This window comes from Streptomyces sp. NPDC051243 (assembly GCF_044455405.1).
In the GTDB taxonomy this organism is placed as follows: Bacteria; Actinomycetota; Actinomycetes; order Streptomycetales; family Streptomycetaceae; genus Streptomyces.
This window is the reverse complement of the sequence record NZ_JBITES010000004.1, coordinates 241,989-265,380: the sequence shown is the minus strand read 5'-3', so window position 1 is coordinate 265,380 and position 23,392 is coordinate 241,989. Positions and strand designations below refer to the sequence as shown.

18 protein-coding genes and 2 pseudogenes are annotated in these 23,392 nt (G+C 71.2%); 13 read left to right on the top strand and 7 right to left on the bottom strand.

Annotation, left to right across the window (positions count from 1 at the left end; genetic code table 11):
- Nucleotides 1–255: 255 nt before the first annotated feature.
- Nucleotides 256–2,256, top strand: a complete 2,001-nt coding sequence (locus tag ACIBAG_RS11750; RefSeq protein WP_399103749.1) for an Ig-like domain repeat protein — start codon at nt 256–258, stop codon at nt 2,254–2,256.
- Nucleotides 2,257–2,271: 15 nt separating this feature from the next.
- On the opposite strand, the pseudogene ACIBAG_RS11745 reads toward ACIBAG_RS11750, so the two are convergent.
- Nucleotides 2,272–2,703: pseudogene (locus tag ACIBAG_RS11745) on the bottom strand (hypothetical protein); the annotation flags it as partial.
- A 1,434-nt stretch (nt 2,704–4,137) separates the two neighbouring features.
- On the bottom strand, nt 4,138–5,349 hold the full coding sequence (locus ACIBAG_RS11740) for a PP2C family protein-serine/threonine phosphatase (RefSeq protein ID WP_399103747.1): 1,212 nt from the start codon (nt 5,347–5,349) through the stop codon (nt 4,138–4,140).
- Between the two features lie 124 nt (nt 5,350–5,473).
- Between ACIBAG_RS11740 and ACIBAG_RS11735 the strand changes: the two genes are divergently transcribed.
- Entirely contained in the window at nt 5,474–5,932 is a 459-nt protein-coding gene (locus ACIBAG_RS11735; protein WP_399103745.1) for a hypothetical protein, read from the top strand.
- A 134-nt stretch (nt 5,933–6,066) separates the two neighbouring features.
- Here the strand turns inward: ACIBAG_RS11735 and ACIBAG_RS11730 are convergent, their stop codons facing one another.
- Entirely contained in the window at nt 6,067–6,522 is a 456-nt protein-coding gene (locus tag ACIBAG_RS11730; protein WP_399103743.1) for an SH3 domain-containing protein, read from the bottom strand.
- Between the two features lie 143 nt (nt 6,523–6,665).
- Here ACIBAG_RS11730 and ACIBAG_RS11725 point away from each other — a divergent pair, with 143 nt between their 5' ends.
- Nucleotides 6,666–7,586, top strand: coding sequence for a hypothetical protein (locus tag ACIBAG_RS11725; RefSeq protein WP_399103741.1), 921 nt, complete (start codon nt 6,666–6,668; stop codon nt 7,584–7,586).
- Here ACIBAG_RS11725 and ACIBAG_RS11720 read toward each other — a convergent pair.
- Nucleotides 7,501–8,850, bottom strand: a complete 1,350-nt coding sequence (locus ACIBAG_RS11720) for a PLP-dependent aminotransferase family protein (RefSeq protein ID WP_399103739.1) — start codon at nt 8,848–8,850, stop codon at nt 7,501–7,503. The two genes, ACIBAG_RS11725 and ACIBAG_RS11720, sit on opposite strands and share 86 nt — an antisense overlap.
- Nucleotides 8,851–8,927: 77 nt before the next feature.
- Between ACIBAG_RS11720 and ACIBAG_RS11715 the strand changes: the two genes are divergently transcribed.
- Entirely contained in the window at nt 8,928–9,716 is a 789-nt protein-coding gene (locus ACIBAG_RS11715; RefSeq protein ID WP_399103738.1) for an alpha/beta fold hydrolase, read from the top strand.
- Between the two features lie 66 nt (nt 9,717–9,782).
- On the opposite strand, the gene ACIBAG_RS11710 is transcribed toward ACIBAG_RS11715, so the two are convergent.
- Complete coding sequence (locus ACIBAG_RS11710) at nt 9,783–9,983, bottom strand: hypothetical protein (RefSeq protein WP_399103736.1); 201 nt, start codon at nt 9,981–9,983, stop codon at nt 9,783–9,785.
- Nucleotides 9,984–10,180: 197 nt separating this feature from the next.
- Between ACIBAG_RS11710 and ACIBAG_RS11705 the strand changes: the two genes are divergently transcribed.
- Nucleotides 10,181–11,140, top strand: coding sequence for an endonuclease/exonuclease/phosphatase family protein (locus tag ACIBAG_RS11705; RefSeq protein WP_399103734.1), 960 nt, complete (start codon nt 10,181–10,183; stop codon nt 11,138–11,140).
- 29 nt (nt 11,141–11,169) lie between these two features.
- A pseudogene (locus tag ACIBAG_RS11700) lies at nt 11,170–11,352 on the top strand (hypothetical protein); the annotation flags it as partial.
- A 437-nt stretch (nt 11,353–11,789) separates the two neighbouring features.
- Here ACIBAG_RS11700 and snpA read toward each other — a convergent pair.
- Nucleotides 11,790–12,449 carry a snapalysin gene (gene snpA, locus ACIBAG_RS11695; protein ID WP_399103732.1) on the bottom strand — a complete coding sequence of 220 codons (660 nt, stop codon included), beginning with the start codon at nt 12,447–12,449 and terminating at the stop codon, nt 11,790–11,792.
- 172 nt (nt 12,450–12,621) lie between these two features.
- Between snpA and ACIBAG_RS11690 the strand changes: the two genes are divergently transcribed.
- Complete coding sequence (locus ACIBAG_RS11690; protein ID WP_399103730.1) at nt 12,622–13,566, top strand: LysR family transcriptional regulator; 945 nt, start codon at nt 12,622–12,624, stop codon at nt 13,564–13,566.
- Nucleotides 13,567–13,583: 17 nt separating this feature from the next.
- Here the strand turns inward: ACIBAG_RS11690 and ACIBAG_RS11685 are convergent, their stop codons facing one another.
- Complete coding sequence (locus tag ACIBAG_RS11685) at nt 13,584–15,668, bottom strand: PhoX family protein (RefSeq protein ID WP_399103729.1); 2,085 nt, start codon at nt 15,666–15,668, stop codon at nt 13,584–13,586.
- A 277-nt stretch (nt 15,669–15,945) separates the two neighbouring features.
- On the opposite strand from ACIBAG_RS11685, the gene ACIBAG_RS11680 reads away from it, so the two are divergent.
- From ACIBAG_RS11680 to ACIBAG_RS11655, 6 genes are all read left to right on the top strand, one after another.
- Nucleotides 15,946–17,715 carry a VWA domain-containing protein gene (locus ACIBAG_RS11680; RefSeq protein WP_399103728.1) on the top strand — a complete coding sequence of 590 codons (1,770 nt, stop codon included), beginning with the start codon at nt 15,946–15,948 and terminating at the stop codon, nt 17,713–17,715.
- A gap of 136 nt (nt 17,716–17,851) precedes the next feature.
- Nucleotides 17,852–19,567 carry a methionine--tRNA ligase gene (gene metG, locus ACIBAG_RS11675; RefSeq protein WP_399103726.1) on the top strand — a complete coding sequence of 572 codons (1,716 nt, stop codon included), beginning with the start codon at nt 17,852–17,854 and terminating at the stop codon, nt 19,565–19,567.
- Between the two features lie 41 nt (nt 19,568–19,608).
- Nucleotides 19,609–21,192, top strand: a complete 1,584-nt coding sequence (gene metG, locus ACIBAG_RS11670) for a methionine--tRNA ligase (RefSeq protein ID WP_399103724.1) — start codon at nt 19,609–19,611, stop codon at nt 21,190–21,192.
- A 405-nt stretch (nt 21,193–21,597) separates the two neighbouring features.
- Entirely contained in the window at nt 21,598–22,074 is a 477-nt protein-coding gene (locus ACIBAG_RS11665) for a hypothetical protein (protein ID WP_399103722.1), read from the top strand.
- Between the two features lie 106 nt (nt 22,075–22,180).
- The gene (locus ACIBAG_RS11660; RefSeq protein ID WP_399103720.1) at nt 22,181–22,546 is read left to right on the top strand and encodes a PH domain-containing protein; all 366 of its coding nucleotides are present in this window, start codon (nt 22,181–22,183) and stop codon (nt 22,544–22,546) included.
- Nucleotides 22,547–22,607: 61 nt separating this feature from the next.
- On the top strand, nt 22,608–23,288 hold the full coding sequence (locus tag ACIBAG_RS11655) for a nucleotidyl transferase AbiEii/AbiGii toxin family protein (RefSeq protein WP_399103717.1): 681 nt from the start codon (nt 22,608–22,610) through the stop codon (nt 23,286–23,288).
- Nucleotides 23,289–23,392: the final 104 nt, after the last annotated feature.

Sequence of the window (23,392 nt, the reverse complement as noted above, 5' to 3'; positions counted from 1 at the left end):
GACGTCCCCGCGTTCTGACGCGACGTCCCCGCGTTCTGACGCACGGACCGGCAGAGACCAGCCCCCGGCGGGGACACTCCCCCCTGTCCCGCCGGGGGCTTCCTCTCGTTCTCACCCGTCTCTTACGCCCCGCTTCACCCGGCTGTCAGCGCCATGACCTAGCCTTCGATCACTCACGGCGGTACGCGTGCCCAGCCCTTTGCTCCTGCCGCGTCCGCCCTCACGTCTTTTCGTTCCGGGGGGTTCGAAACCACCGTGCGCAGACGCACTCTTCCGGTCACCGCGACGGCGCTCGCGGTCCTCTTCAGCTCGGTCGCGCTGGTCGCGACCGGCGCCGGGTCGGCGGCCGCCGACTCCAGCACCGCCCTGTCCCTGAAGTCGACCGGCGACATGGTCGTCGACGGCGTCCACCAGCGGGTCTTCATCAGCGACCCGACCGCCGGCCAGGTCGTCGTCACGAACTACGCCGGCGCGGTCGTCGGCACCGTCGGCTCGCTGCCCGGTGTCCGCGGCCTGGAGCTCTCGCCCGACTCGGGCACCCTGTACGCGGCGGTGGGCGACGCCGACGCGATCGTGGCCATCGACACGGCGACCGCGACCGAGGCCCACCGCTGGTCCACGGGCACGGCCGGTCCCAAGTACGTCGCCCTCACCGGCGGCAAGCTCTGGTTCAGCTACGGCTCCGGCGGCGACGGCAACATCGGCTCGCTCGACCCGGCCGGCACCGACCCGGCGCTCACCCTGGGCCAGGACACCAACCGCACCTTCTACGACGCCCCGATCCTGGACGCCTCCGCGGGCGCGCCGGGCACGCTGGTCGCGGGCGCGCCGGGCCAGAGCCCGGTCGTCCTGGCCGTGTTCGACGTCTCCTCGGGCACCGCGAGCCGGTCGGCGTACGCCTTCGACCCGGGCAACACGGGCGGCGGCAACCTCGCCGACCTCGCGGTCACGCCGGACGGCAAGGACGTGATCACGGCCAGCGGCGCCCCGTACTACCAGGCGGTCTACAAGCTCTCCGACCTCTCGGCGGACGGCAAGTACGTCACCAACACCTACCCGAACGCGGTGGACATCGCCCCGAACGGCGATGTCGCGGCGGGCACCAGCTCCTGGTACGACCCGGACGTGCACGTCTTCAAGCAGGGCGTGTCGACCCCGGTGAAGCAGTACGACTTCCCCAACACCGGCACCAGCAGCGGCTCCGACACCCTCGCCGCGCGCGGCCTGGCCTGGGCGCCGGACGAGAGCAAGCTGTTCGCGGTGTCGCTGAACAACAACGACGCCTACTCGCTGCGCATCTTCGACGCCCCGACGAAGGCGGCCACCACCCTCACGGCGACCGCCCCCACCACGGCGACCCGAGCCAAGCCGCTCACCGTCACCGGCACACTGACCTCCTCGGCGGCGTTCCCTGCGGGCACCACGGTCTCGGTCACCCGCACCGACGACGAGTCCCCGAGCGGCAAGGCCCTCGGCACGGCGACCGTCGCCGCGGACGGCTCGTACTCCTTCACCGACACCCCGCCGGCCGGCGGCAAGGTGACGTACACGGTCACGTACGCGGGTGACGCGGACCACGCGCCCGCCACCGCCTCGCACGCGCTGACGGTCGCGAAGACGGCGACCACGCTGACGCTGGACAACAACCTCAAGGTGTACGGCTACAACAGCACCGTCACCTTCACCGCGCACCTGGGCACGACGTACAAGAACCGCACGGTGGAGATCTGGGCCGACCCGTACGGCTCGGACAAGCCCAACACGCTGGTGAAGAAGGGCACGGTCGACGCCAACGGCAACCTGACGGCGAGCGTCCGCCTGACCCGCGACACCAAGGTCAGCGCGAAGTTCACGGGTGACACGCGGTACGCGGCGAAGACGACGACCAACACCGTCTACACGAAGGTGGCGATCTCGACCTCGCTGAGCGGCTACTACAAGACGGCCACGGCCTGGAACGCGAAGTACTACTACTTCCGCCAGTCCAAGGACCCGGTCTACAACACCGCGATGACGATGTACCCGGGCCGCAAGTACCAGTTCCAGATCCAGCAGTTCTACAGCGGGGCCTGGCACACGACGGCCTCCGAGTACTTCGGTCTGGACAGCTACGGCAAGGACTCCGTCCTCCTGGACGACAACCCGCCCACCGGCGTCCGCTTCCGGATCCGCTCCTCCTACATCGACACGACGTCGGGCGACAACGTCAACGCGACGACGTACGGGGCCTGGAAGTACTTCACGTTCACCAGGTGATGTCCAGGTGATGTCTCAGCTCTGCGTCTGCAGTTGCTGCAACTGCTGAAGGACGTTCTCCAGAGCGCCCCGCCGCCGTCCCGGCACTCGGCCCCGTAGCTCCGCGAGCACGGGGCCGAGTTCACGCGCCTGTGTCGCGTCCGCGATCTGCCCCCACTGGTGGTGGGCCCGGTCCACCGCGGCCTCCACCGCGGGCGCGTCCGGGGCGTGCCCGGCGGAGAGCCGCGCGGAGGCGACCGTCAGCCAGGTACGGCAACTGCGCACCGGGTCCCCCGCCAGCATCGCCAGATCGGCCCGCACCTCGATCCAGTGCAGCGCCTCCTCGGACGCGGGCCCATGCGCACGCAGCGCGACCTGCTCATTGTGAGCGGCCAACGCCTCGGCCTCCCCGTGCCGCCCGCCTTCGACCGCGGCGGCGATGGCCGCGTGGGGGTCGGTGGGGGTGGGGGGCTGTGGGGGGCGCGGCGGGGGATTTGGTGCGGGGTTTGGTGCGGGGCTTGGTGCGGGGCTTGGTGCGGGGCTTGCGGCCGGGTTCGGCGACGGCGACGGCGACGGCAAGGGATTGTGCGCGGGCATCGGCGGCGAGGCCGGCGCGGGGATCCGCGTGCGGTTCTGCTCGGTGTTCCGCGCGGGACTCTCCGAGGGGCGCTGCGGCAGAAACCCCGGCGGGAGCTGCGCCGGAAGCTGTGCGGGGCTTTGTGCGGGTCGGTGCGGCAGAACCTCTGCAGGCAGCGGCGCGGACTGGCGCGGCGGGACCTGTACGGGGCTCTGTACGGGGCTCTGTACGGGGCTCTGTACGGCCCCTGCCGGGCTCGCCACGGGGTGCTGCGGCACGACCTGCGCAGGCAGGGCCGGTGCCGGGCTGGCCGTGGGGCTCTGGGGGGCGGTCAGGGTCGGTGCCGGTACGGGGGTCGGTGCCGGTACGGGGGTCGGTGCCGATGCCTGTCCCGGTGGCGGCACCTGGCCGGGTAGCGGTGCCCGTGCCGGTGTCGGCGCCGGTACGGGGGTCGGTGCCGATGCCTGTCCCGGTGGCGGCACCTGGCCGGGTAGCGGTGTCGGCGCCGGTACGGGGGTCGGTGCCGGTGCCTGTCCCGGTGGCGGCGCCTGGCCGGGTAGCGGTGCCGGTCCTGGTCCCGGTGTCGGGAGCCGTGTGCGGTCCTGTGAGGGGAACTGTGTCGGGGCGTGGGCCGTCAGGACGATGTCCGTGCCTACGCCGCCCTCGGGGGAGATGCGGGTCAGCGCCAGCTGGTGGAGCTGGTCGAGGGGTGGGCGGTGGCCGCTGCGGAGGATGGTCGCGATGGCCTTCATGTACGTCGGCACCGCCACCGTACGGCGGCTCGGCGGCGGGGCGATGCGGCCGTGGACCGCGGTGTTGCGGCCCGAGTCGAGGGGGTTCGCGCGCAGCCACTCCCACGTCTCCGCGTCGGTGTGCAGGTCGAGGACGAGGGACGTCGAACCCGGCGCGCGCAGGCGCAGTTCCTCGCGGATCCAGTGCCAGGGGAACCCGGTGTAGCGGACCGTCGCGGGGGTCGTGCGGGCCAGCGCGAGGTGGGGCAGGTGCTGGCGGCGGTCCAGCTGCAGCTGCCCGGTGACGAACACGGTGAGCGGGGCGTGCGCGGCCGCCGCGGCCCGCAGCCGGGTCAGGACGGCCTGCGGCTCCAGGGGGTCGGCGAGTTCCACGACGTTCGCCGTGTCCGTGCCGGACAGCACCGCGGGCGGAACGGCGGCGAGGACGGGGAGCACGGAGGCGGCGTCCACCAGACAGCCCTTGCCCGCGGGTGCGGCGGCCAGCAGCAGCACGGTTCCGGGCATCGGTCCCTCCCCATCCCCCGTCGATCACGTACGGCAGCACGGTAACCGCTGCGGCTGGAAAGCGGGTTCTCAGGACCGTTTACGCCCGATTCCATCCCCATTTCCCACCTCATTCCCCACACCGGTTCCCACCCCATTGCCCACACCGGCCCTCCTCCGCACCGCGAACACCGTCGTGTCGTCGGCCAGATGCCCCCCGCAGTGCAGCAGGGTGCGTTCCCGGACGAAGTCGACCAGGCGTGCGGGGCCCGCGACACCGGGATCGGCGGCGACGGCCGCGGCGACATCATCGGCGAGCGGATAGAAGGCGCCCTCGCCGTCCCGGGCCTCGGTCACACCGTCCGTGGTCAGCAGCAGCGTCTCGCCGGGAGCGAGCGGCACGTGCAGCAGGGGCGGCGGGCCGTCGGCGGGGGCGAGTTCGCCGAGGCCGAGGGGAAGGCCGTGGCCCGGCGGCAGGGGCCGTACGCCGTCGGGGCCGACGACCAGCGGGGCGTCGTGGCCGAGCACCACGGCGTCCAGCGCGCCCGGCTGCTCCTCCGGGAAGCCGAGCAGCACGGCGGTGGCGAACCGGTCGCCCTCCTCCTTGCCGAGCGCCGTGCGCATGAGGATGTGCCGCTGCATCCGCAGCTCCAGGCACACGGCGACCGACGTCAGGTCCGCCTCGTGATAGGCGGCCTCGCGGAACGTCCCCAGCAGCGCGGCCGCCGCCTCCACCGCGCCGAGCCCCTTGCCCTGGACGTCGCCGAGGATGACGCGGGTGCCGTGCAGGCCGATCTGGATGTCGTAGAAGTCGCCGCCGACCCTGGCCTCGCTGTCGGCGGAGAGATACACGGCCGCGTGGTCGAGGCCGCCCCAGCCCGGCGGCAGCGGGCGCAGCACGGTGCGGCGGATGGTCTCGGCGACGTCCTGCATGTGCAGCATGCGCCGCTGTCCGCGCACCCGGACCACGCAGGCCAGCGTGGCGAGGACACCGCCGATGCCGGCGAGGACGAGGTCGGGCAGGCCGGCCTGGTACTCGTGCGGCAGGACGGCGTCCGCGGCGACGTAGGTGGCGGGGGCGAGCACCGCGTACACGGCCGTCCCCCACACCCCGCAGATCGCGGCGGCGATACCGGGCACCAGCACGATCCAGGACAGGATCCGGAAGTCGCTGCTGGTCCTGAAGTCGACCAGCACGATGGCGACGAGCAGCAGCAGCGGCGCCACCCAGGCGACACTCCGGCCGCGCACGCGCAGCACTTCGCCCTGCGGGCCGGCCGAACCGTCGCTTACGGCCCTCATGAGGCTCAGCGAAGCACGCCGTGGGTTCGGCCGCATCCGGGTGCGCGGGGCCCCGCCGACTTGCCACGCCGCCCCCTCAGGTGTGCCCTTGATGGCGGGGGCGTCGAGCGAGAGGAGTGCTCTCATGGCTCATGCGGCACCCGCGTCCGGTCGAGGGACGTCAAGGGCGGCGGTGACCGGGCCGAGCGGTCTGCCCGATGTTTTCAGTGCGCGGACGCACCGCGTCGCGAGCGTCGCCGTGCCGGTGGTCCTCGGGCTGGTCTACGGCTACTGGGCCGCGGCGAACCGGCGCGAAGGCGGCGAGATCACCGGCTGGAACCTGCTCTTCGGCTTCGTGACCGCGATCGCGTTCATGGTGCTCTACGTCGCCGTACGCGCCCTCGGGTCCCGTGTGCGGCGCGAGCTGCACGCGGTCCTGTGGGCCGCCTTCGTCGGCAGCGCGCTCGGGTTCCTGTACAGCCAGAGCGACAACACCGTCCTCAAGTCCACGGCCATGGGAGTCGCGGTCGGCGCCGTCTGCTTCCTCGTGCTGTTCTACCGCTATTACACGCACGAGGACGCCGAGGGCCACCGCATCAGGTGAGGCAGAACGGGTACGCACGGACGGATCGAGATCGAGGAAGAACGGGTACGCACGGATCGGCCCCGGTCACCACTGGCGGGTTCACCACTGGCTCCGGGACCGACCCGTTCCCCTTCATCCACCCACGGTCACGTTCATCCGCCCACGGTCACGCTCCAGTTCCACGACCCGGAAACCGTCACGCTCCACTCCTCGTCGTTCCACGAGGGATCCCAGTTGCTCCAGGAGCCGTCCTTCCACTCCGGGACGGGGTCCGCGCAGTTCGGCACCTGCTGCCCGCCGGTGTCCACGAAGGCGGCGCTCACCCAGCCCCGGGTGTCGACCAGCCAGTACCAGAACGGGTTGCCGCCGACCTGCTCACTGCGCACCTTGCACTCGATGCGGACATGGCTGCCCGGTTCGAGCCGGTCGACCACCGCCGACCGCACGGTGGGCGCCTCCCGCACGTTGAGGTCGGTACCGGAGACGACGGTCCCCGGGGTCTCGCCCTTGTCCCCGGCCGCCGCGGTGGTGCCGGTCGCCGCGACCGCGAGGGTTCCACCGGTGAGCAGAGCCGCGCCCATGACCCGCAGAGCCGGAGTGGTGCGCATGATCGGTCTCCTCGCTCCCTGATCCACTCCCCAAAGACCATGAGACACCCGTTCGGGTGAACGCTCCACCGGAGAGCGGATCCGTGCGGCCGTATGCACGCACAGTGCTGGCGCTCCCGCCCCCGTGCCCCTTGCCTGAGAAGGTGTCCACCCGTCTGCGGAACGCCCTGTCGGCAGCGCTGATCGCCCTGTCGTGCCTCCTCGTGCCGTTCGGCGCGCTGGCGGCCTGGGTGACGTACGGGCTCGCCGACACCGGCCGGTACGTCACCGCGATGGCGCCGCTCGCCGCGGATCCGGCCGTGCAGGGCGCGGTGGTGGACACCGTCGGGGCGGGGATCGTGCACGAGGTCGCCCCCTGGCTCGACCACGAGATCGGCGCGCGCGACGAGTACGGGGCCGTGCGTCCCTTCGTGTACGACGCGGTGCGCTCGTTCACCCGGACCGAGGCCTTCCGCACCGCTTGGGAGGCGGGCAACAGGGCGGTCCATGACGCCGTGCTGAGTGCCCTTCAGGACGGGCGCCAAGGCGCGGTCACCGTCGACCTCGCGCCGGTCGCCGCCCAGGTCAAACGCCAACTCACCGAGGAACACGTGCCGTTCGCGCACCACATCCCGGTCGAACACACCGCGGTCCCCGTGCTCCCGGCGCACGAGCTGAACCGGCTCAGGAAGGGGTACCACGTGCTCGAAGTCGCCGGTTTCTGGCTGCCCGTCTCGGCCGCCGTCCTCGCCGCGACCGGCATCGCCGTCGCCGCCTGCCGCCGCCGCGCCATCACGGCGACCGCGCTGGGCACGGCACTCGGCGGCGCGTTCCTGCTGCTCGCGGTGGTCCTCGGCCGCCGGCTCACGCTGGCCGACCTGCCCGAAGCCGCCCATCGCCCGGCCGCGGGCGCGGTCTACGACGCCCTGACGCAGACCCTGCGCACGGTGTCCTGGCTGCTCATCGCCCTCGGTCTGACGGCAGCCCTCGTCTGCCGGCTCACCGAGCTGCTCGCGCGACGCCGGCGAGCGTCCGCAGCGCCCGCCGCAGATCCGGCTCCGGGGCCGACGCGAGCCCGAGTCTGACCGCGTCCGGGGTGCGGTTCGGGTCGACGGCGAAGGCGGGGCCGGGGGTGACGGCGATCCCGTGCGCTGCCGCGGCGGCCGTGAAGGTGTCCGCGCGCCACGGCGCCGGCAGCTCCCACCAGGCGAAACAGGCGCGCGGATCGGACCGTACGGCGAACCCGCGCAGCTCCTCGCCGAGGATCCGCTGCCGGTGCGCCGCGTCCGCCCGCTTCGCCGCGACCAGCCGCTCCACCGTCCCGTCCCCGATCCACCGCACGGCCGCCTCCAGCGCGAACCGCCCCGCACTCCACCCACCGGACCGCACGGCAGCCGCCACCGCCTCGACCCGCGCCTCGGGCACCACGGCGAAACCGACGGTCAGCCCTGGAGCGACACGCTTGGAGAGGCTGTCGACGACATGGGTGAGGCCGGGCGCGTGGGCGGCGAAGGGGTCGTCGGCCGCGTCGCCCGTGCTGCCCGTGCCGCCCATAAGGAAGGACCAGATGCGGTCCTCGACCACCGGGAGGTTCAAGTCCCCTGCCACCTGGGCAAGTTGGCGTCGCCGTTCCGGGCTCGTCGTCGTCGACGTCGGGTTGTGCAGGGTCGGCTGCAGGTACAGCGCGGCCAGCGGGGCCGTGCGGTGGGCGGCGGCTACGGACTCCGGGCGCGGGCCCTCCTCGTCCGTGACCAGCGGCACCAGGGTGATGCCGAGCCGGGCGGCGATCTCCTTGACCACGGGGTACGTCAGCGCCTCGGCGCCGACCCGGCCGCCCGGCCGGACCAGGGAGGCGAGGGTGGCGGCGATGGCCTGGCGGCCGTTGCCGGTGAACAGGACCTGGGCGGGGGCCGGGCGCCAGCCGGGGGTGGCCAGGAGCGCGGCCGCCGCCTCGCGGGCCGCGAGCGTGCCGGTGGCGGCGGCCGGGCGCATGGCCTCGGCAAGGACGTCGGGGCGCAGGAGCGGGGCGAAGGTGGTGGCGAGGAGCTCCGGCTGGCCGGGTGCGGAAGGGTAGTTGAGCTCCAGGTTCACCGGCGCCGCGGTCGCCGCCTCGACGAGCGCCCGCCCGGACCCGGCCGGAGCGGCGGCCCGCACGAACGTCCCACGGCCGACCTCTCCGACGACCAGCCCCCGCCGCACGAGTTCGGCGTACACCCGCCCCGCCGTCGACCCGGCGATCCCACGCCGCCGCGCGAACACCCGCTGCGGCGGCAGCCGTTCGCCGGGCTTGAGCCGGCCGGCGGTGATGTCGTCGGCTATGCGGTCGGCGAGATGCCGGTAGTCGTTCACGTGCGCTCCCCCTGACATTGCACCGAGGGCAAAGATCTTATTGCACCGAGGAGTTGAGCCGATCTAGGGTCGTTCACATGAGCCCCTTCCTCGCATACGAGGACAAAGGCGACGCCGGCATCGACTCGCCGTCGACTCCCCTCGTCCTCGTCCACGGCCACCCCTTCGACCGCGCGATGTGGACCCCGCAGTTCGAGGCGTTCTCCGCCACCCGCCGCGTGATCGCCCCCGACCTGCGCGGCTACGGCGCCTCCCCGGTCGTCCCCGGCATCACGCTCCTGTCCGACTTCGCCCGGGACATCGAGGCCCTGCTGGACGACCTGAAGGTGGACACCTTCGTACTGGCGGGCCTGTCGATGGGCGGCCAGATCGTCATGGAGTGCTACGACCGCTTCCCCGGCCGCATCCGGGGCCTGGTCCTCGCGGACACCTTCGCGGCGGCGGAGACGGCGGAAGGCAAGCGGGCGCGGGGCGCCATGGCCGACCGACTGCTGCGCGAGGGCATGCGCGGATACGCCGACGAGGTACTGGAGAAGATGGTCGCGCCATACGCGGACGCCCAGGTAAAGACCCACGTCCACCGCATGATGACGGCGGCTTCCGCCGAGGGCGCCGCGGCGGCCCTGCGCGGCCGCGCCGAACGCCCCGACTACCGCGCCCTGCTGACCCGCGTCACGGTCCCCGCCCTGGTCGTCGTGGGCGCGGACGACGCCTACACCCCCGTCGCCGACGCGGAGGCGATGCACGCCGCGCTCCGGGACTCGACACTGCGGGTGATCGACGGAGCGGCCCACATGCCGAACCTGGAGCGGCCGGGGGAGTTCAACGAGGCGCTGGGGGCGTTTCTGGCGCGGGTGGACGGATGATCCGTACTCCGGTGATCCGTACTCCGGTGATCCGTACTCCGGGCATCGGTTGATTCGCCGCTCCGCCTACGAACCGCTCACAGCCATGTTCATAACGGCCACGAGCAACACGCAGGTGATCGCCACGCCCTGCATGGCCGTCGCCCAGCCGGGCATCGGTTCGCCCTTCCTGGACGACGACTGCCTGGCGGTGAAGGCGATCACCAGCCCGACGACGGCGATGGGGGCGAGGAGCAGCGTCAGCCAATCGACCTGTACACGCGTCATCCCGGATCTCCTTACGTCCACTCGATGACCGGCGCCCCATCATCGACTTGTACCGCCGGGACCCCTCCCGGCCGGCCGCCACGCAACCTTCGCCCCACAGCCCCCGTCTTTGAGGGAGGATTCGGGCATCCCACCCGCGAGCGGAAGGCCGGGCCTTGGAGACTGCGGCTGCCGAATGGACGGCTTCCCCGGACGGCATGCCAGGACGACGGCGTGGGCGCCGGCTCGGCGTCTGGTCGGCCGTCCTGTTGTTCCTCGGCGTCAGCGCGGTCGTCGGCTGTCGCGTCGCCGACACCGACGGCATCACCCCGGTCCCGCAGTTCCTCGCCTTCCTGCCGTGGCTGCTGGTGCCCGCCGGCTTGGGGCTGCTGCTCGCGCTGTTCTCCCGCTGGTGGACCGGCGTCGTATGGGCCGTGGCGCTGCTCGGGCTGCTGGCGTGGTTCATCGAGCCGTACGGGAAGAGCGGTGAGCCGGGCGGGCCGCCGCTCGTCGCCTTCCGGGTGCTGACCTCGAACATCGAGTTCGGGCACGCGACCGACGCCCTGGTCGCCGCCGTCCGCCGCGAGAAACCGGACCTCGTGTTCGTCCAGGAGTGCGAGTACACCTGTGACGCCACGCTCCGGCAGGACCTCTCGACCGACTATCCGCACCGGGCGGCCCAGGTGGCCGCCGGCTCGGCGGGTTCGGTCGTGCTCAGCCGCTTCCCGCTCACGTCCGCCGAGGGCGTCCCCGGCACCATGGCGATGCCCGGCGCCGTCGCCGACGTACGCGGGCACGCCGTACGGCTGCAGCTCGCGCACCCCATGCCGCCGCTGCCCGGCCGCACCGACCTGTGGCGCCGCGAACTCGGCGCACTGCGCGACTTCGCCGCCGAGGACGACCGCACCCCGCTCATCCTCGCCGGCGACTTCAACGCCTCCCAGGACCACGCCGCCTTCCGCCGCATCCTCGACACCGGCCTGCGCGACGCCGCCCGGCTCACCGGCGACGACCGCACACCCAGCTGGCCCGCGCGCACCGCCCCGGCCTTCGGCGTGCAGATCGACCATGTGCTGCTCTCCGCCGACTTCTCCGCCCGCACGGCCCGCTTCCTCGACCTGCCCGGCACCAACCACCGCGCGCTGCTCACGGAAGTCACACTTCACCAGCGCCGATGAGCCGAACACGGCTGCTCAGAATGGGGCGCATGCCCCGCGAGTTCCCCATCGGCCTCACACCTCCCGACTGGCTGGTGCGGAACCTCCGGGCCCAGCCCGCCCCCGTCAGCCGGCCCGCCGTGGTCCGCGCGGCGATCGCGATCCTCCTGCCCCTGGCCGTCGGGCTCGCCACTCGCCGCCCCGACTACGGCGCCCTGGCGGCGGCACCCGCGGGCGTCGGCAGGAGCTTGACCCGCACCAACAGCTTCATGACCATGAACGTACACAGCCGTACGGACAGCCACCTGGTGTTCGACTGCCTTCACCCGAACGAGCGACCAGCCCCCATCCCACAGCCACAGCGCCCAGCACGGCCCGGCTCCGCCGCGAAGTCACCCGGCCGCTTCGCGGCCCTGTCTCGCCTCCGACCCGATTCCGCGGTCCTCCGCACCGCCACCACCAGATGCGATTCCTCCCGGGCGCGAACGCCCGGGGTTCCTCGCAAGAACAGGCTGAGACGCCGCAAGGGGCGCGGGGAACTGCGCGGCAAGCCCCAAATATCCCGCACCCGCCCCCAACGACAAGGCACCCGAGCTCTTGGGTGAACCATTCCCACGCAAGGGTGCGGCCGCCCTGTGCAGGAGGGCGGCCGCACCGGGTGGGGGGTGGGCTAGTTGTTGGCCTTGTGCAGGGCCTTGTCCAGAGCCGCAGCGAACCCGTTGGCCCAAAGCCGCTCGACCTTGGCCCGCTCGTTCGCGTCCGGAATCGCGTTCGTGCAGGACGTACCGGGGCCTCCGCCCGACATCAGCTCACTGCACGGCCCCTCGTAGTGGTCCGGCAGCCCGAGCACGTGGCCCGTCTCGTGCGCGGTCACACGCGTGGAGTCGTACTCCTGGTTCTGCTGGTAGTCGAGGAAGATGTACCCCTTGCCGTGCCCGTCGGTCGAGGCGTACGAGCCGCGCGGGTCGTTGCCCTCCCGGTAGGTGAAGTCGGCGTTCGAGCCCTCCTGGAGCTGGACGTTGGACACCGAGCCGTTCCATATCTCGGTGCTGCGGGCTATCTGGGCCTTGAACGCGGGCGCGGCGGAGGCGTCGTAGACGACCGTGACGGCCGCGGCGCTCGGGTTCGCGGCGCGCTTCTCGGCGACGGACTTCAGGACCGCCTCGAAGAACGCCCGACTTGCATGGGATTCAGCCGACTTGGCAACGTAGCCGGCATGGACGGGCGCCGCCGTGGCCGGAACCGCCGTACCCAGGCCGAGTGCCGCGACACCGAGGCCGACCGCCACCGCCGTACGCGCGGAAACGGACATGGACAGGGACATACGCATTGATGACTCCTAGGTGGGGGGTGAGTCGTCAAGGCGAGTGTCGGCGCCTGTGAGGCGGCTGTGATGATGGCAACCGGTGATAGCCCGGCCCTATCAGGGCCCCAATTGGCAGGCATCGGGGCGGTTTTGTGCGGCTGGTGAAACCTCTGCGTCCGCTTTAGTCTCCGAGGGCATGGACCTCGAGGTCAGACACCTCCGCGCGCTGTGCGCCATAGCCGACACCGGCAGTCTGCACCGGGCCGCCCGCCAACTGGGCGTGGCCCAGCCGTCGTTGAGCACGCAGCTGCGGCGGATCGAGCAGGAGCTCGGCGGCGCCCTGTTCCTGCGCGCGAGATCCGGCTGCCGCCCCACCCCGCTGGGCCGCCTGGTCCTCAGCCGGGCCCGTCCGCTGGTGGCCGATATGCGTTCCCTGGTCGCGGAGGCGAGGGCGGCCGCGGTGGGCGGCCCGGAACTGCGGATCGGCTCGACCGCCAGCAAGGCCCTGGCGGGCTGGCTACGGCGACTGCGCGGCCACGGCCAGGACCCGACCCTCCATATGAACGTCTCGCCGAACGCCCTGCTGCGCATGGTCGCCGAAGGCCAGCTGGACGTGGCCTTCGTGCATGAGGTGGAGGGCTGTCCCCTGCGCATCCCGGCGGAGCTCCGGCTGCGGGTGCTGATGGAACGCGAGCCGCAGTTCGTGTCGCTGCCGGCCGACCACCCGGCGGCGGCGAAACCGGAGGTGACCCTCCCGGACCTGGCCGACGACCGCTGGATGATCGACCCGACGGTCGACGGCGAGTGGGACGCCGTGCAGCGGATGTTCCGCGCGGCCGGGGTCAACCCCCATGTCCTGCACGGCGACTACCACACGGCCGGCGCCCTGGTCGCCACCGGCGAGGTGGTCACCGTCTGCCAGCCGACCCACGCGTCCAGCGCGGACATGGCGGTACGGCGCCTGCACGGCGACCCCCTCGGCGTACGACTCCTCCTCGCGGCCCGTACCGAGACGGACCTGGACGGCGTCTATCCCGCCCTGGAGGAGGCGTACTGGGAGGCGGCGCGGCAGGCGCCGGCGTACCGGGAGTGGCTGGAACGCGACGGTGAGCGGCAACCGCCGGTCCCAGCACTCCCGTAACCGGTGTCTGTGGTGGCTCAGACGCCGATGTTGCAGCCGTCCTTGCGCCAGACCGCCACGACCGCCGGGCGGTTGATCTTGCCGGCGCCGTCGGGCCAGGCGCTCAGCGGCTTCTCGGCCGTCGCGCCGTCGAGCTCGCCCGGGTGCTGGACGGCGACGAGCACGCGACGGTCCTGGATGATCGGACCGCAGGTCTCGGCGCCGGCCGGCACGGTCAGGAACTGCTTCAGCTCACCGCGCCGCTCGCCGCGCGTGGCGACGCCGAAGAGGCCGTCGTGCGAGCCGAGCTGGTTGCCGTCGGTGGAGATCCACAGGTTGCCGTACGGGTCGAAGGCGACGTTGTCCGGGCAGGAGATCGGGCTGACCTGGTCCTTCGGGAAGCCCGCGAAGTAGGTCGCCGGGTCGTTCGGGTCACCGGCCACGAGGAACAGGCTCCAGGCGAACTTCTTGCTGTCGGCCCGGTTCCAGCGCTCGGTCAGCTCCAGGACCTGGCCGTGCTTGTTGCCGATGCGCGGGTTGGCCTCGTCGACGGGCGCGTTGCCGGTGGTGCCGCGGCGGGAGTTGTTGGTGAGGGCGACGTAGACCTTGCCGGTGTGCGGGTTGGGCTCGATGTCCTCGGGGCGGTCCATCTTCGTGGCGCCGACCTTGTCGCCGGCGAGGCGCGTGAAGACGCAGACCTCCTCGGCGGTCATGCCGTCCACGTGCGAGACGGCACCCTTGGCGGTGGCGGTGACCAGCGGAATCCACTCGCCGCTGCCGTCGAACTCACCGTCGCTGGGCAGCTTGCCGGTGCCGTCGATCTCGATGGCCGGGGAGTCGCCGGTGAGCTTGGCGACGTACAGCGTCCCCTCGTCGAGCAGCGAGAGGTTGTGCTCGCGGACGGCGCGGGAGGTGCCCTTCATCATCCGCTTGCTGCCGACGAACTTGTAGAAGTAGTCGAAGCGCTCGTCGTCACCGGTGTAGACGACCGGACGGCCGTCGTCCGTCAGCCGCACGGTCGCACCCTCGTGCTTCACGCGCCCGAGCAGGGTGTGCTTGCGGGGCTTGGAGGTGGGGTCGTACGGGTCGAGCTCGACGACGTAGCCGAAGCGGTGCGGCTCGTTGGGCTCCTGGGCGACGTCGAAGCGCTTGTCGTAGAGCTCCCACTTGCGCTCGGAGGCGGTGGTCCCCAGGCCGTAGCGCTTGTCCGTGGCGCGGGTGGCGTTGGCGAAGTACTGGTTGAAGTTCTCCTCGCCGTGCAGCGTGGTGCCCCAGGGGGTGGTACCGCCCGAGCAGTTGTTGAGGGTGCCCAGCACCTTCCTGCCGGTCGGGTCGGCGGAGGTCTTCAGCAGGTCGGAGCCGGCGGCGGGGCCGGTGACCTTGAACTCGGAGGTGGCGGTGACGCGCCGGTTGAGCGAGTGCCGGGGCACGGCGGTGAGCTTGCCCGTCTTCCGGTCCCCCTCCACCACGACGACGGACAGACCGTGGGCCGCCCAGGCGATCTCGACCTGCTCGCGGGTCGGGTTGGCGGCGTCGTAGCCGCGGAACATGAGCACCTCGTCGGTGTACTCGTGGTTCGCGACGAGGAGCTGCCGGCCCCGCTCGCCGGGAAGCGGCAGCAGCGACAGGAAGTCACAGTTGTACCCGAACTGACCGGCCTGGGCGGCGGCGGTCTGCTTGTCCGGGTCGAAGGCGGGGGCACCGCGCAGGATGGGCTCGCCCCAGCGGATGACGATGTTCTGCGCGTAGCCGTCCGGGATGGTCACGGTGTCGGCGGTGTTGGGCGCGACGGGGGTGAAGCGAAGGCCGCGCGCACCGCGTCCGAAGGTCCCGGTCCGCTCGGTCGCGGCAGCCTCGGTGGCGGCCTCGGCTGCGTCGGCCTGCGGCGCGGCGACGGTGGCGGTGGCGCCCACGGCGGCGGCCGCGCTGACGACGGCGGCGGCGCGCAGCGTCGTACGGCGGCTGACGGCCTCGGCGATGACGTCACCGACGTACGGGTTCGTGGAGGTGTTGGGCACCTCGTGGAAACAGGCGTCACCACACCGGAACCGGCAAGTCAGGGCAGACCGCCCACCGGGGTGCGAGTCACTGTTGGTTCGGATGATCGGCAGCGGTATGCGCATGGCGTTTCGTTCTCCCCTTGCTTCCCCTTGAGTGCAGCGTGGGGGACGGTAGGGGCACGTTTGTGCGGGAGCGGGGCGATTGAGTGAACGGAAGGTGAACCAGAGGTAGATGTACGGCAGTTGGGCGCGCGCCCCGACACGACTCGATGCAGCCCTTGACGTACGGGGACCCCTTGTGTCCGCCCCTCCCCAAGATCGCCATCTGGGGCCGCTAACCTTACGTGTCCGTCCTGGCCAGGGATCGACGGGCATCAACTCATCGCGAAGGGTTGCGCACATGGGCATTCTCACTCTCCTGCGGAACGCGTTCGGCCGGTCACGCAAGGGGCGCACCGCCGAGGCAGAGGGTGCGACTACTTCGCCGGAACCGCAGCCGACGGTTCCGTCCCCGTCGCCGGAGCCCCAGCCGACGGCCACCGCGCAGGTGCCGGAACCGCGGGTTGCGGAGCCGAGCGCGCCGGAGACGCCGGAGCCGGCACTTTCGGACACGGCCGAGAAGCCGGAAGAGTCCGAGAAGTCAGAACACGAGCTGGTCTCGGCCGCCTTCGACAACGTCACGGTGCCGAAGCCGGCGAAGCCGGTGGAGACGGCGACGGAGTCGGCGACGGAAGCGCCGGTGACTGAGGAGCCGGTGGTGGAAGCGCCGGTTGCTGAGGAGCCGACCGCGGAAGAGCCGGTGGCTGAGGAGCCGGTGGTGGAAGCGCCGGTTGCGGAGGAGCCGGTGGTGGAAGCGCCGGTTGCCGACGAACCTGCTGCCGAGGAGCCGGTGACGGAAGCAGCGGCGGAAGCGCCGGTCGCGGAAGAGCCGGTGGCTGAGGAGCCGACCGCGGAAGAGCCGGTGGCTGAGGAGCCGGTGGCGGAGGTGCCGGTTGCCGACGAACCTGCTGCCGAGGAGCCGGTGACGGAAGCAGCGGCGGAGGCGCCGGTCGCGGAAGAGCCGGTGGCTGAGGAGCCGACCGCGGAAGAGCCGGTCGCTGAGGAGCCGGTGGCGGAGGCGCCGGTGGCGGAGGCGCCGGTTGCTGAGGAGACGGTTACCGAGAAGCCGGCGGAAGCCCCGGTTGCCGACGAACCTGCTGCCGAGGAGCCTGCAGCCGCAGAGGCCGTTGCCGAAGAGGCCGTCACGGAGTCGCCGGTCACCGAGGAGCCCGTCGCCGAAGCGCCGGTCGCCGAAGAGACCGAGTCCGAGCCGGTCGCGGACGCCCCCGTCGACCAGGAGCCCGTCGCAGAAGAGCCGGCTGCGGAGGCCCCGGTCGCCGCAGAGCCCGAGCCCGAGCCGGTCGTCGAGGACGCCACCCCGGTTGCCGCGGCCGAAGAGGCCGAGCCGGTCGCAGAGCCCGAGCCCGAGCCTGCCGCCGAGGTCACGCCCGCGCCCGCGCCCGAGCCGGTCGCCGAGACCACGGCACCCGCCCCCGCCCTTCCCCCGGGCCTCCTCACCGCCTACAAGGCAGCCCGCACCGTCCTCCACACCCGCGACCTCACCACCACCCGCGCCAAGGTCTACCTCGTCCTCGACCGCTCCGCGAGCATGCGCCCGTACTACAAGGACGGCTCCGCCCAGGCCCTCGCCGAGCAGACCCTCGCCCTCGCCGCCCACCTCGACCCCGAGGACACCAAGGTCCACGTCACCTTCTTCTCCACGGAAGTGGACGGCACCGGCGAGCTCACCCTCCCCGACCACGAGAACAAGATCGACGACCTGCACGCGGGTCTCGGCCGCATGGGCCGTACCAGCTACCACGCCGCCGTGGAGGACGTCCTCGCCCACCACGGCAAGGAGGCCCCCGGCACCCCCGCCCTGGTCGTCTTCCAGACCGACGGCGCCCCCGACGCGAAGACCCCCGCCACCCACGCCCTGACCGAGGCGGCGAAGAACCACCCCAACGTCTTCTTCTCCTTCGTCGCCTTCGGTGACCCGGAGAACAAGGCCTTCGACTACCTCCGCAAGCTGAAGCTGGACAACACGTCCCACTTCCTGGCCGGCGAGACTCCGAAGGAACTCACGGACGCGGAGATCTACGAGGGCATCCTGGCCACCTGGCGCCCGTAACCCCGAAGAGCACCACAACCCCGAGATCACCACTGGGCCGCCCCTTCCACCCCTTAAAACGGAAAGCGGGCGGCCCACCCATGTCGGCTACCATTTCGAGGTTCCTAAAACAACCCCGACCTGGGAGCAGCCCCCGATGGCTCGACACCTCATCACCAGCGCCCTTCCGTACATCAACGGAATCAAGCACCTGGGCAACATGGTGGGGTCCATGCTCCCGGCGGACGTGTACTCCCGGTACCTCCGCCAGCGCGGCCACGACGTCCTCTACATCTGCGCGACGGACGAGCACGGCACCCCGGCCGAGCTCGCGGCCAAGGAGCAGGGCCTCCCCGTGGCGGACTTCTGCGCGCAGGCGCACGACGCCCAGAAGGCGGTCTACGACGGCTTCGCGCTGGCCTTCGACTACTTCGGCCGGAGTTCCTCCCCCCAGAACGTCGAGATCACCCAGCACTTCGCCCGCAAGCTGCACGAGAACGGCTTCATCGAGGAGCGGGCGATCCGCCAGGTGTACTCGCCCGCCGACGGCCGCTTCCTCCCGGACCGCTATGTCGAGGGCACCTGCCCCCACTGCGGCTACGACAAGGCCCGCGGCGACCAGTGCGAGAACTGCACCCGGGTCCTGGACCCGACCGACCTGATCGAGCCGCGCTCGGCGATCTCCGGTTCGACGGACCTCGAGGTCCGCGAGACCAAGCACCTCTTCCTCCTCCAGTCCAAGCTGCAGAGCGAGGTCATGGAGTGGGTGGCCCGCCACGACGGCGTGTGGCCGCACCTGGCCTCCTCCATCGCCCACAAGTGGCTGACCGAGGGCCTGCACGACCGCGCCATCACCCGTGACCTGGACTGGGGAGTCCCCGTCCCCGCGGACACCTGGCCGGAGCTGGCGGCCGAGGGCAAGGTGTTCTACGTCTGGTTCGACGCCCCGATCGAGTACATCGGCGCGACGAAGGAGTGGTCGGACCAGGACCCGGAGAACAGGGACTACCGGTCCTGGTGGTACGACGTGGACGACTCCGTGCGCTACACGGAGTTCATGGCGAAGGACAACGTCCCCTTCCACACCGTGATGTTCCCGGCCACCGAGCTCGGCATCCGCGAGCCGTGGAAGAAGGTCGACTTCGTCAAGGCCTTCAACTGGCTGACGTACTACGGCGGGAAGTTCTCCACCTCCCAGAAGCGCGGCGTCTTCACCGACCAGGCCCTGGAGATCCTCCCCGCCGACTACTGGCGCTACTTCCTGATCGCCAACGCGCCCGAGTCGGACGACTCGTCCTTCACCTGGGAGCACTTCACCGCGACGGTGAACAAGGACCTCGCCGACACCCTCGGCAACTTCGTCAACCGCGTCCTGTCCTTCTCCCGCAAGCGCTTCGGCGACGACGTCCCCGCGGGCGGCGCGCCCGGCGAGGCGGAGGCGAAGCTGGGCGAGGAGATCGCCCGTCTCCTCGCCGAGTACGAGGAGCACATGGAGGCCCTGCAGTTCCGCAAGGCCGCCGCGGCCCTGCGCGCGCTCTGGTCCGCGGGCAACTCCTACCTGGAGGAGAAGGCCCCCTGGCTGGAGATCAAGACCGACAAGGACGGCGCCGCCCTCACCCTCCGTACCGCGATGAACCTGATCCACCTGTACGCGGTGGTCTCGGAGCCGTTCATCCCGTCGACGGCGAAGACGATGCGCGAGGCCTTCACCCTGACCGACGACACCACGACCTGGGTGAGCGCCGACGAGGCGAAGTCCCTGTCCGCCGTCCCCGCCGGCACCCCCTTCACCGTCCCGCCGGTCCTCTTCGCCAAGCTCACGGACGAGGACCTGGAGGCGTACAAGGAGCGCTTCGGCGGCGAACCGGCGTAATCGAGATGAGGGGCGCCGTGAGGGTGTGATGGAGTGAGGTCATGACGTACTACGTCACGACCCCCATCTACTACGTCAACGACGCCCCGCACCTCGGCCACGCCTACACCACCCTGGCCGCTGACGTCCTCGCCCGCTGGCACCGCCGGCGCGGCGAGGACGTCTGGTTTCTGACGGGCACGGACGAGCACGGCCAGAAGATCCTGCGTACCGCGCAGCAGAACGGGGTCGGCCCGCAGGAGTGGGCCGACCGGCTGGTCCGGGACTCCTGGCAGCCGCTGTGGGAGCACCTGGAGATCGCGAACGACGACTTCATCCGCACCACGCAGCGCCGCCACACGGACCGCGTCCAGGAGTTCGTCCAGGATCTGTACGACCGGGGCGAGATCTACCAGGGCGGCTACGAGGGCCCGTACTGCGTGGGCTGCGAGGAGTACAAGCTCCCCGGCGAGCTGATCGACGGCGAGGGCGAGTACGCGGGGCAGAAGCTTTGCCCGATCCACCGCAAGCCGGTCGAGATGCTGAAGGAGGAGAACTATTTCTTCAGGCTGAGCGCGTACGGCGACCGGCTGCTCGACCACTATGCGGCGAACCCCGACTTCATCCAGCCGGAGTCCGCGCGCAACGAGGTCGTCAACTTCGTACGGCAGGGCCTGCAGGACCTCTCCATCTCGCGCTCGACGTTCGACTGGGGCGTCCCGGTCCCCTGGGACGACAAGCACGTCATCTACGTCTGGGTCGACGCGCTGCTGAACTACGCGACGGCCGTCGGCTACAACGAGAACCCGGAGAAGTTCGCGTCGACCTTCCCGGCCGACGTCCACCTCGTCGGCAAGGACATCCTCCGCTTCCACGCGATCATCTGGCCGGCGATGCTGCTGGCGAACGGCCTGCCGCTGCCCGGCCGGATCGCGGCCAACGGGTGGCTGATGGTCGGCGGCGAGAAGATGTCGAAGTCCAACCTCACCGGCATCCGGCCCCAGGACCTGACCTCGCACTTCGGCGTGGACGCGTACCGCTGGTACTTCCTGCGCGCGATCGCCTTCGGCCAGGACGGCTCGTTCTCCTGGGAGGACTTCACCGCCCGCTACACCAGCGAGCTGGCCAACGACTACGGCAACCTCGCCTCCCGCGTCGCCGCGATGGTCGGTAAGTACTTCGGTGGCACGCTGCCGGAGGCCACCGCCGCCGGGGAGGCCGAGCAGGCCATCCGGGACGGCCTGACCGGGGCGGTCGCCGAGGCCGACCGGAGGATCGGCGACGAGCTGGACTTCCAGGGCGGCATCCTGGCGGTCTTCGGCTTCATCAAGCAGGTCAACGGCTACCTCACGGAGCAGGAGCCGTGGAAACTGGCGAAGGACGATTCACCGGAAGGCCGCGCCCGCCTCGCGACGATCCTCTACACGGCCGCGGAGTCCCTCCGCGCCATCGCCGTCCTCCTCGACCCGGTCATGCCGGAGACCTCCCGGAAGCTCTGGGAGTCCCTGGGCGCCGAGGCATCCCTCGGCGCCCTGGCGGACCAGAAGATCCAGGAGGCCGGCGAGTGGGGCAGGCTGCCGGCCGGCACCACGGTCACGAAGGGCGCGGTCCTCTTCCCGCGTCTGGAAGAGACGCCGGCTACTTGAGGATCCCGGCGCCCGTCGTCGTCGCCAGCTCGCTGACCAGGTTCTTCGCCGAGGTTGGTCTTGTCGTGGCAGGTGAGGACGTTCCGCTCGACGGTCACCAGGTCGGAGCCGTTGGTGATGCCGAGGGCGCCGCCGTGGATCTGGTACCTGCGGCCGAAGTGCGGCGCCCCCGGAGGGAACGGCGGTGGGAAGGGCGAGGGGAAGCAGATGCCACGAATGAGTCCTTGCGTGCTTCGACGTGCTCGACGTACCCCTCTGTGGTCGCGAAGATCTGAAAGGTTGCCGTGAATTTTTTGGCTGACCGGTGATCAACCCGGGGACATCACGCGGATGTTGGCCATCCGCTTGGCATCGATCTCACCCCACCGGCACCATGCCCCCGGCCACGACCGTATGGTTTCCGCCATGGCAGTCCCAGAGGTCATCCCGATCGCCTACGAGCCGCACGGCCGTACCGAGGCGATCGGCTGTTACGCGGACGGGCAGTTCATGGGATCGGTCACGTACGCCTTCCCCAAGGGGTTCGAGCTCGAGGCCGGCTGGGAGGACCACAAACGCCTCTACTCGGTCCTGCACACCTTCGACGCCGACGGCAGGTACCGCGACTCGGAGATCTGGTGCGCCGGCACGTGGGCCGAGCAGCGACGAGCCCCGCACGGCCCGGACTCCGTCCTCGCCCGCGCCCGCGCCCACCTGGCGACCATGCTCCGCAGCCTCCCCCGGCGCACCTACACCGACATCGCGATACGACCCTTCCAACTCACCGTGGACGGCGTGCTGTTCGGCCTGCTGACCGGAGAGGACGAGGGCGAGTCCTGGGCCGAGCTGTACCCCGACCACCTGGGCTTCGGGGCGCCCTGGGACGGTACGTACGACACCTGATCGTTTACCTCGTTTACGCCTCTATGCCTGGCCACCCCCCAGGCGCTATACATTGCGAAGATCATGTGAAGCCGTCGCATGAAGCCATCCGTGGGGGGATCCATACATGGCACTTTTCGGAAACGCGCACACCATCGACCAGGGGCAGGCGCAGCAGGACTACGCCCGCCTGCTGGGCAACGGTGAGCAGGTGCACGCCGCGTACCTGCTGATACGCGACACCATCCTGTTCACCGACCGCCGCCTCATCCTGGTCGACAAGCAGGGCATCACCGGCAAGAAGGTGGAGTACCACTCCATCCCCTACCGCAGCATCACGCACTTCGCGGTGGAGACCGCCGGCACGTTCGACCTGGACGCCGAGCTGAAGATCTGGCTCTCGGGTTCGGCGACCCCGGTCCAGAAGACGTTCACCAAGGGCGTCGACATCTACGAGGTGCAGGCGATCCTTACGCAGTTCGTGGCGAAGTAGCGTCGCCGTCCGGCCCCGCCGAGCTCAACGGCCTCGGCGGGGCCGCCATAATCGGCGCACGATGATCCCGCTGCGCCACCATCTCCTGACCGACGTCCTGACTCTCGGCGCCGGCTACCGGCTCGTCCTGGCCGGCGAGTACGCGGTCCGGGCGCACGGCCTGCTGCCGGCGGAGTCGGTGAAAGGGCCGCTGGAACTGGCGACCGAGACGCCCGCGCCGATGGACACGATCGCGGCAGTGGTGAGCCACGGCCTGACGGAACGCGGCTGGCGGGTACGTCTCGTGGAGACCGACCCGCTCGCCGCCCGCCTCCTCGTCAGCGGCGGAGCAGCTACGGGCGAACACACGGTCGACCTCCTGAAGGAAACCCTCTGGCACCCGCCCGTCATGACCGACCTGGGCCCGGCCCTCTCCCTGGAGGACCTGATCGGCACCAGGGTGCGCGCCCTGACCGACCGGGGCACCGCCCGCGACCTGACCGACGTCTACGCCGCCGCGGCCCACTGGAGCTTCCCCGACCTGGAGGAACAGGGCCGCCGCCACGCCTGGGACGAGCTGGAACTGGCCGACCTCCAGTCCCGCCTGGAGGCGACGGAACTGCTGGACGACAGGGAGTTCAGCGCCCGGGGCCTGGCGGAGGGCTCAGTTCCGGAACTCCGCCGGTGGGTCCGGGCATGGGCGGACGACATCGCCGAGCGGCTGCTGGAGGAGGAGGCGCTCAGGCCTCCGGCGGAGGAGTGAACAGGCCCTGGCGGAGGGCGGCGCGGGCGGCCCGACGCCATCGCGGCCCGTGCGGGGCACCGCCCCGCCCCCACGCCCTTCACCTGCGCAAATATCCCTCTTTC

Excerpts from the sequence above, each read along its gene's own strand:
- ACIBAG_RS11740 (WP_399103747.1), bottom strand. The coding sequence starts at position 5,349 with ATGAGGGCCGTAAGCGACGGTTCGGCCGGCCCGCAGGGCGAAGTGCTG.
- ACIBAG_RS11735 (WP_399103745.1), top strand. The coding sequence starts at position 5,474 with ATGGCTCATGCGGCACCCGCGTCCGGTCGAGGGACGTCAAGGGCGGCG.
- ACIBAG_RS11730 (WP_399103743.1), bottom strand. The coding sequence starts at position 6,522 with ATGCGCACCACTCCGGCTCTGCGGGTCATGGGCGCGGCTCTGCTCACC.
- ACIBAG_RS11715 (WP_399103738.1), top strand. The coding sequence starts at position 8,928 with ATGAGCCCCTTCCTCGCATACGAGGACAAAGGCGACGCCGGCATCGAC.
- ACIBAG_RS11710 (WP_399103736.1), bottom strand. The coding sequence starts at position 9,983 with ATGACGCGTGTACAGGTCGATTGGCTGACGCTGCTCCTCGCCCCCATC.
- ACIBAG_RS11705 (WP_399103734.1), top strand. The coding sequence starts at position 10,181 with ATGCCAGGACGACGGCGTGGGCGCCGGCTCGGCGTCTGGTCGGCCGTC.
- snpA (WP_399103732.1), bottom strand. The coding sequence starts at position 12,449 with ATGCGTATGTCCCTGTCCATGTCCGTTTCCGCGCGTACGGCGGTGGCG.
- ACIBAG_RS11690 (WP_399103730.1), top strand. The coding sequence starts at position 12,622 with ATGGACCTCGAGGTCAGACACCTCCGCGCGCTGTGCGCCATAGCCGAC.
- ACIBAG_RS11685 (WP_399103729.1), bottom strand. The coding sequence starts at position 15,668 with ATGCGCATACCGCTGCCGATCATCCGAACCAACAGTGACTCGCACCCC.
- ACIBAG_RS11680 (WP_399103728.1), top strand. The coding sequence starts at position 15,946 with ATGGGCATTCTCACTCTCCTGCGGAACGCGTTCGGCCGGTCACGCAAG.
- metG (WP_399103726.1), top strand. The coding sequence starts at position 17,852 with ATGGCTCGACACCTCATCACCAGCGCCCTTCCGTACATCAACGGAATC.
- metG (WP_399103724.1), top strand. The coding sequence starts at position 19,609 with ATGACGTACTACGTCACGACCCCCATCTACTACGTCAACGACGCCCCG.
- ACIBAG_RS11665 (WP_399103722.1), top strand. The coding sequence starts at position 21,598 with ATGGCAGTCCCAGAGGTCATCCCGATCGCCTACGAGCCGCACGGCCGT.
- ACIBAG_RS11660 (WP_399103720.1), top strand. The coding sequence starts at position 22,181 with ATGGCACTTTTCGGAAACGCGCACACCATCGACCAGGGGCAGGCGCAG.
- ACIBAG_RS11655 (WP_399103717.1), top strand. The coding sequence starts at position 22,608 with ATGATCCCGCTGCGCCACCATCTCCTGACCGACGTCCTGACTCTCGGC.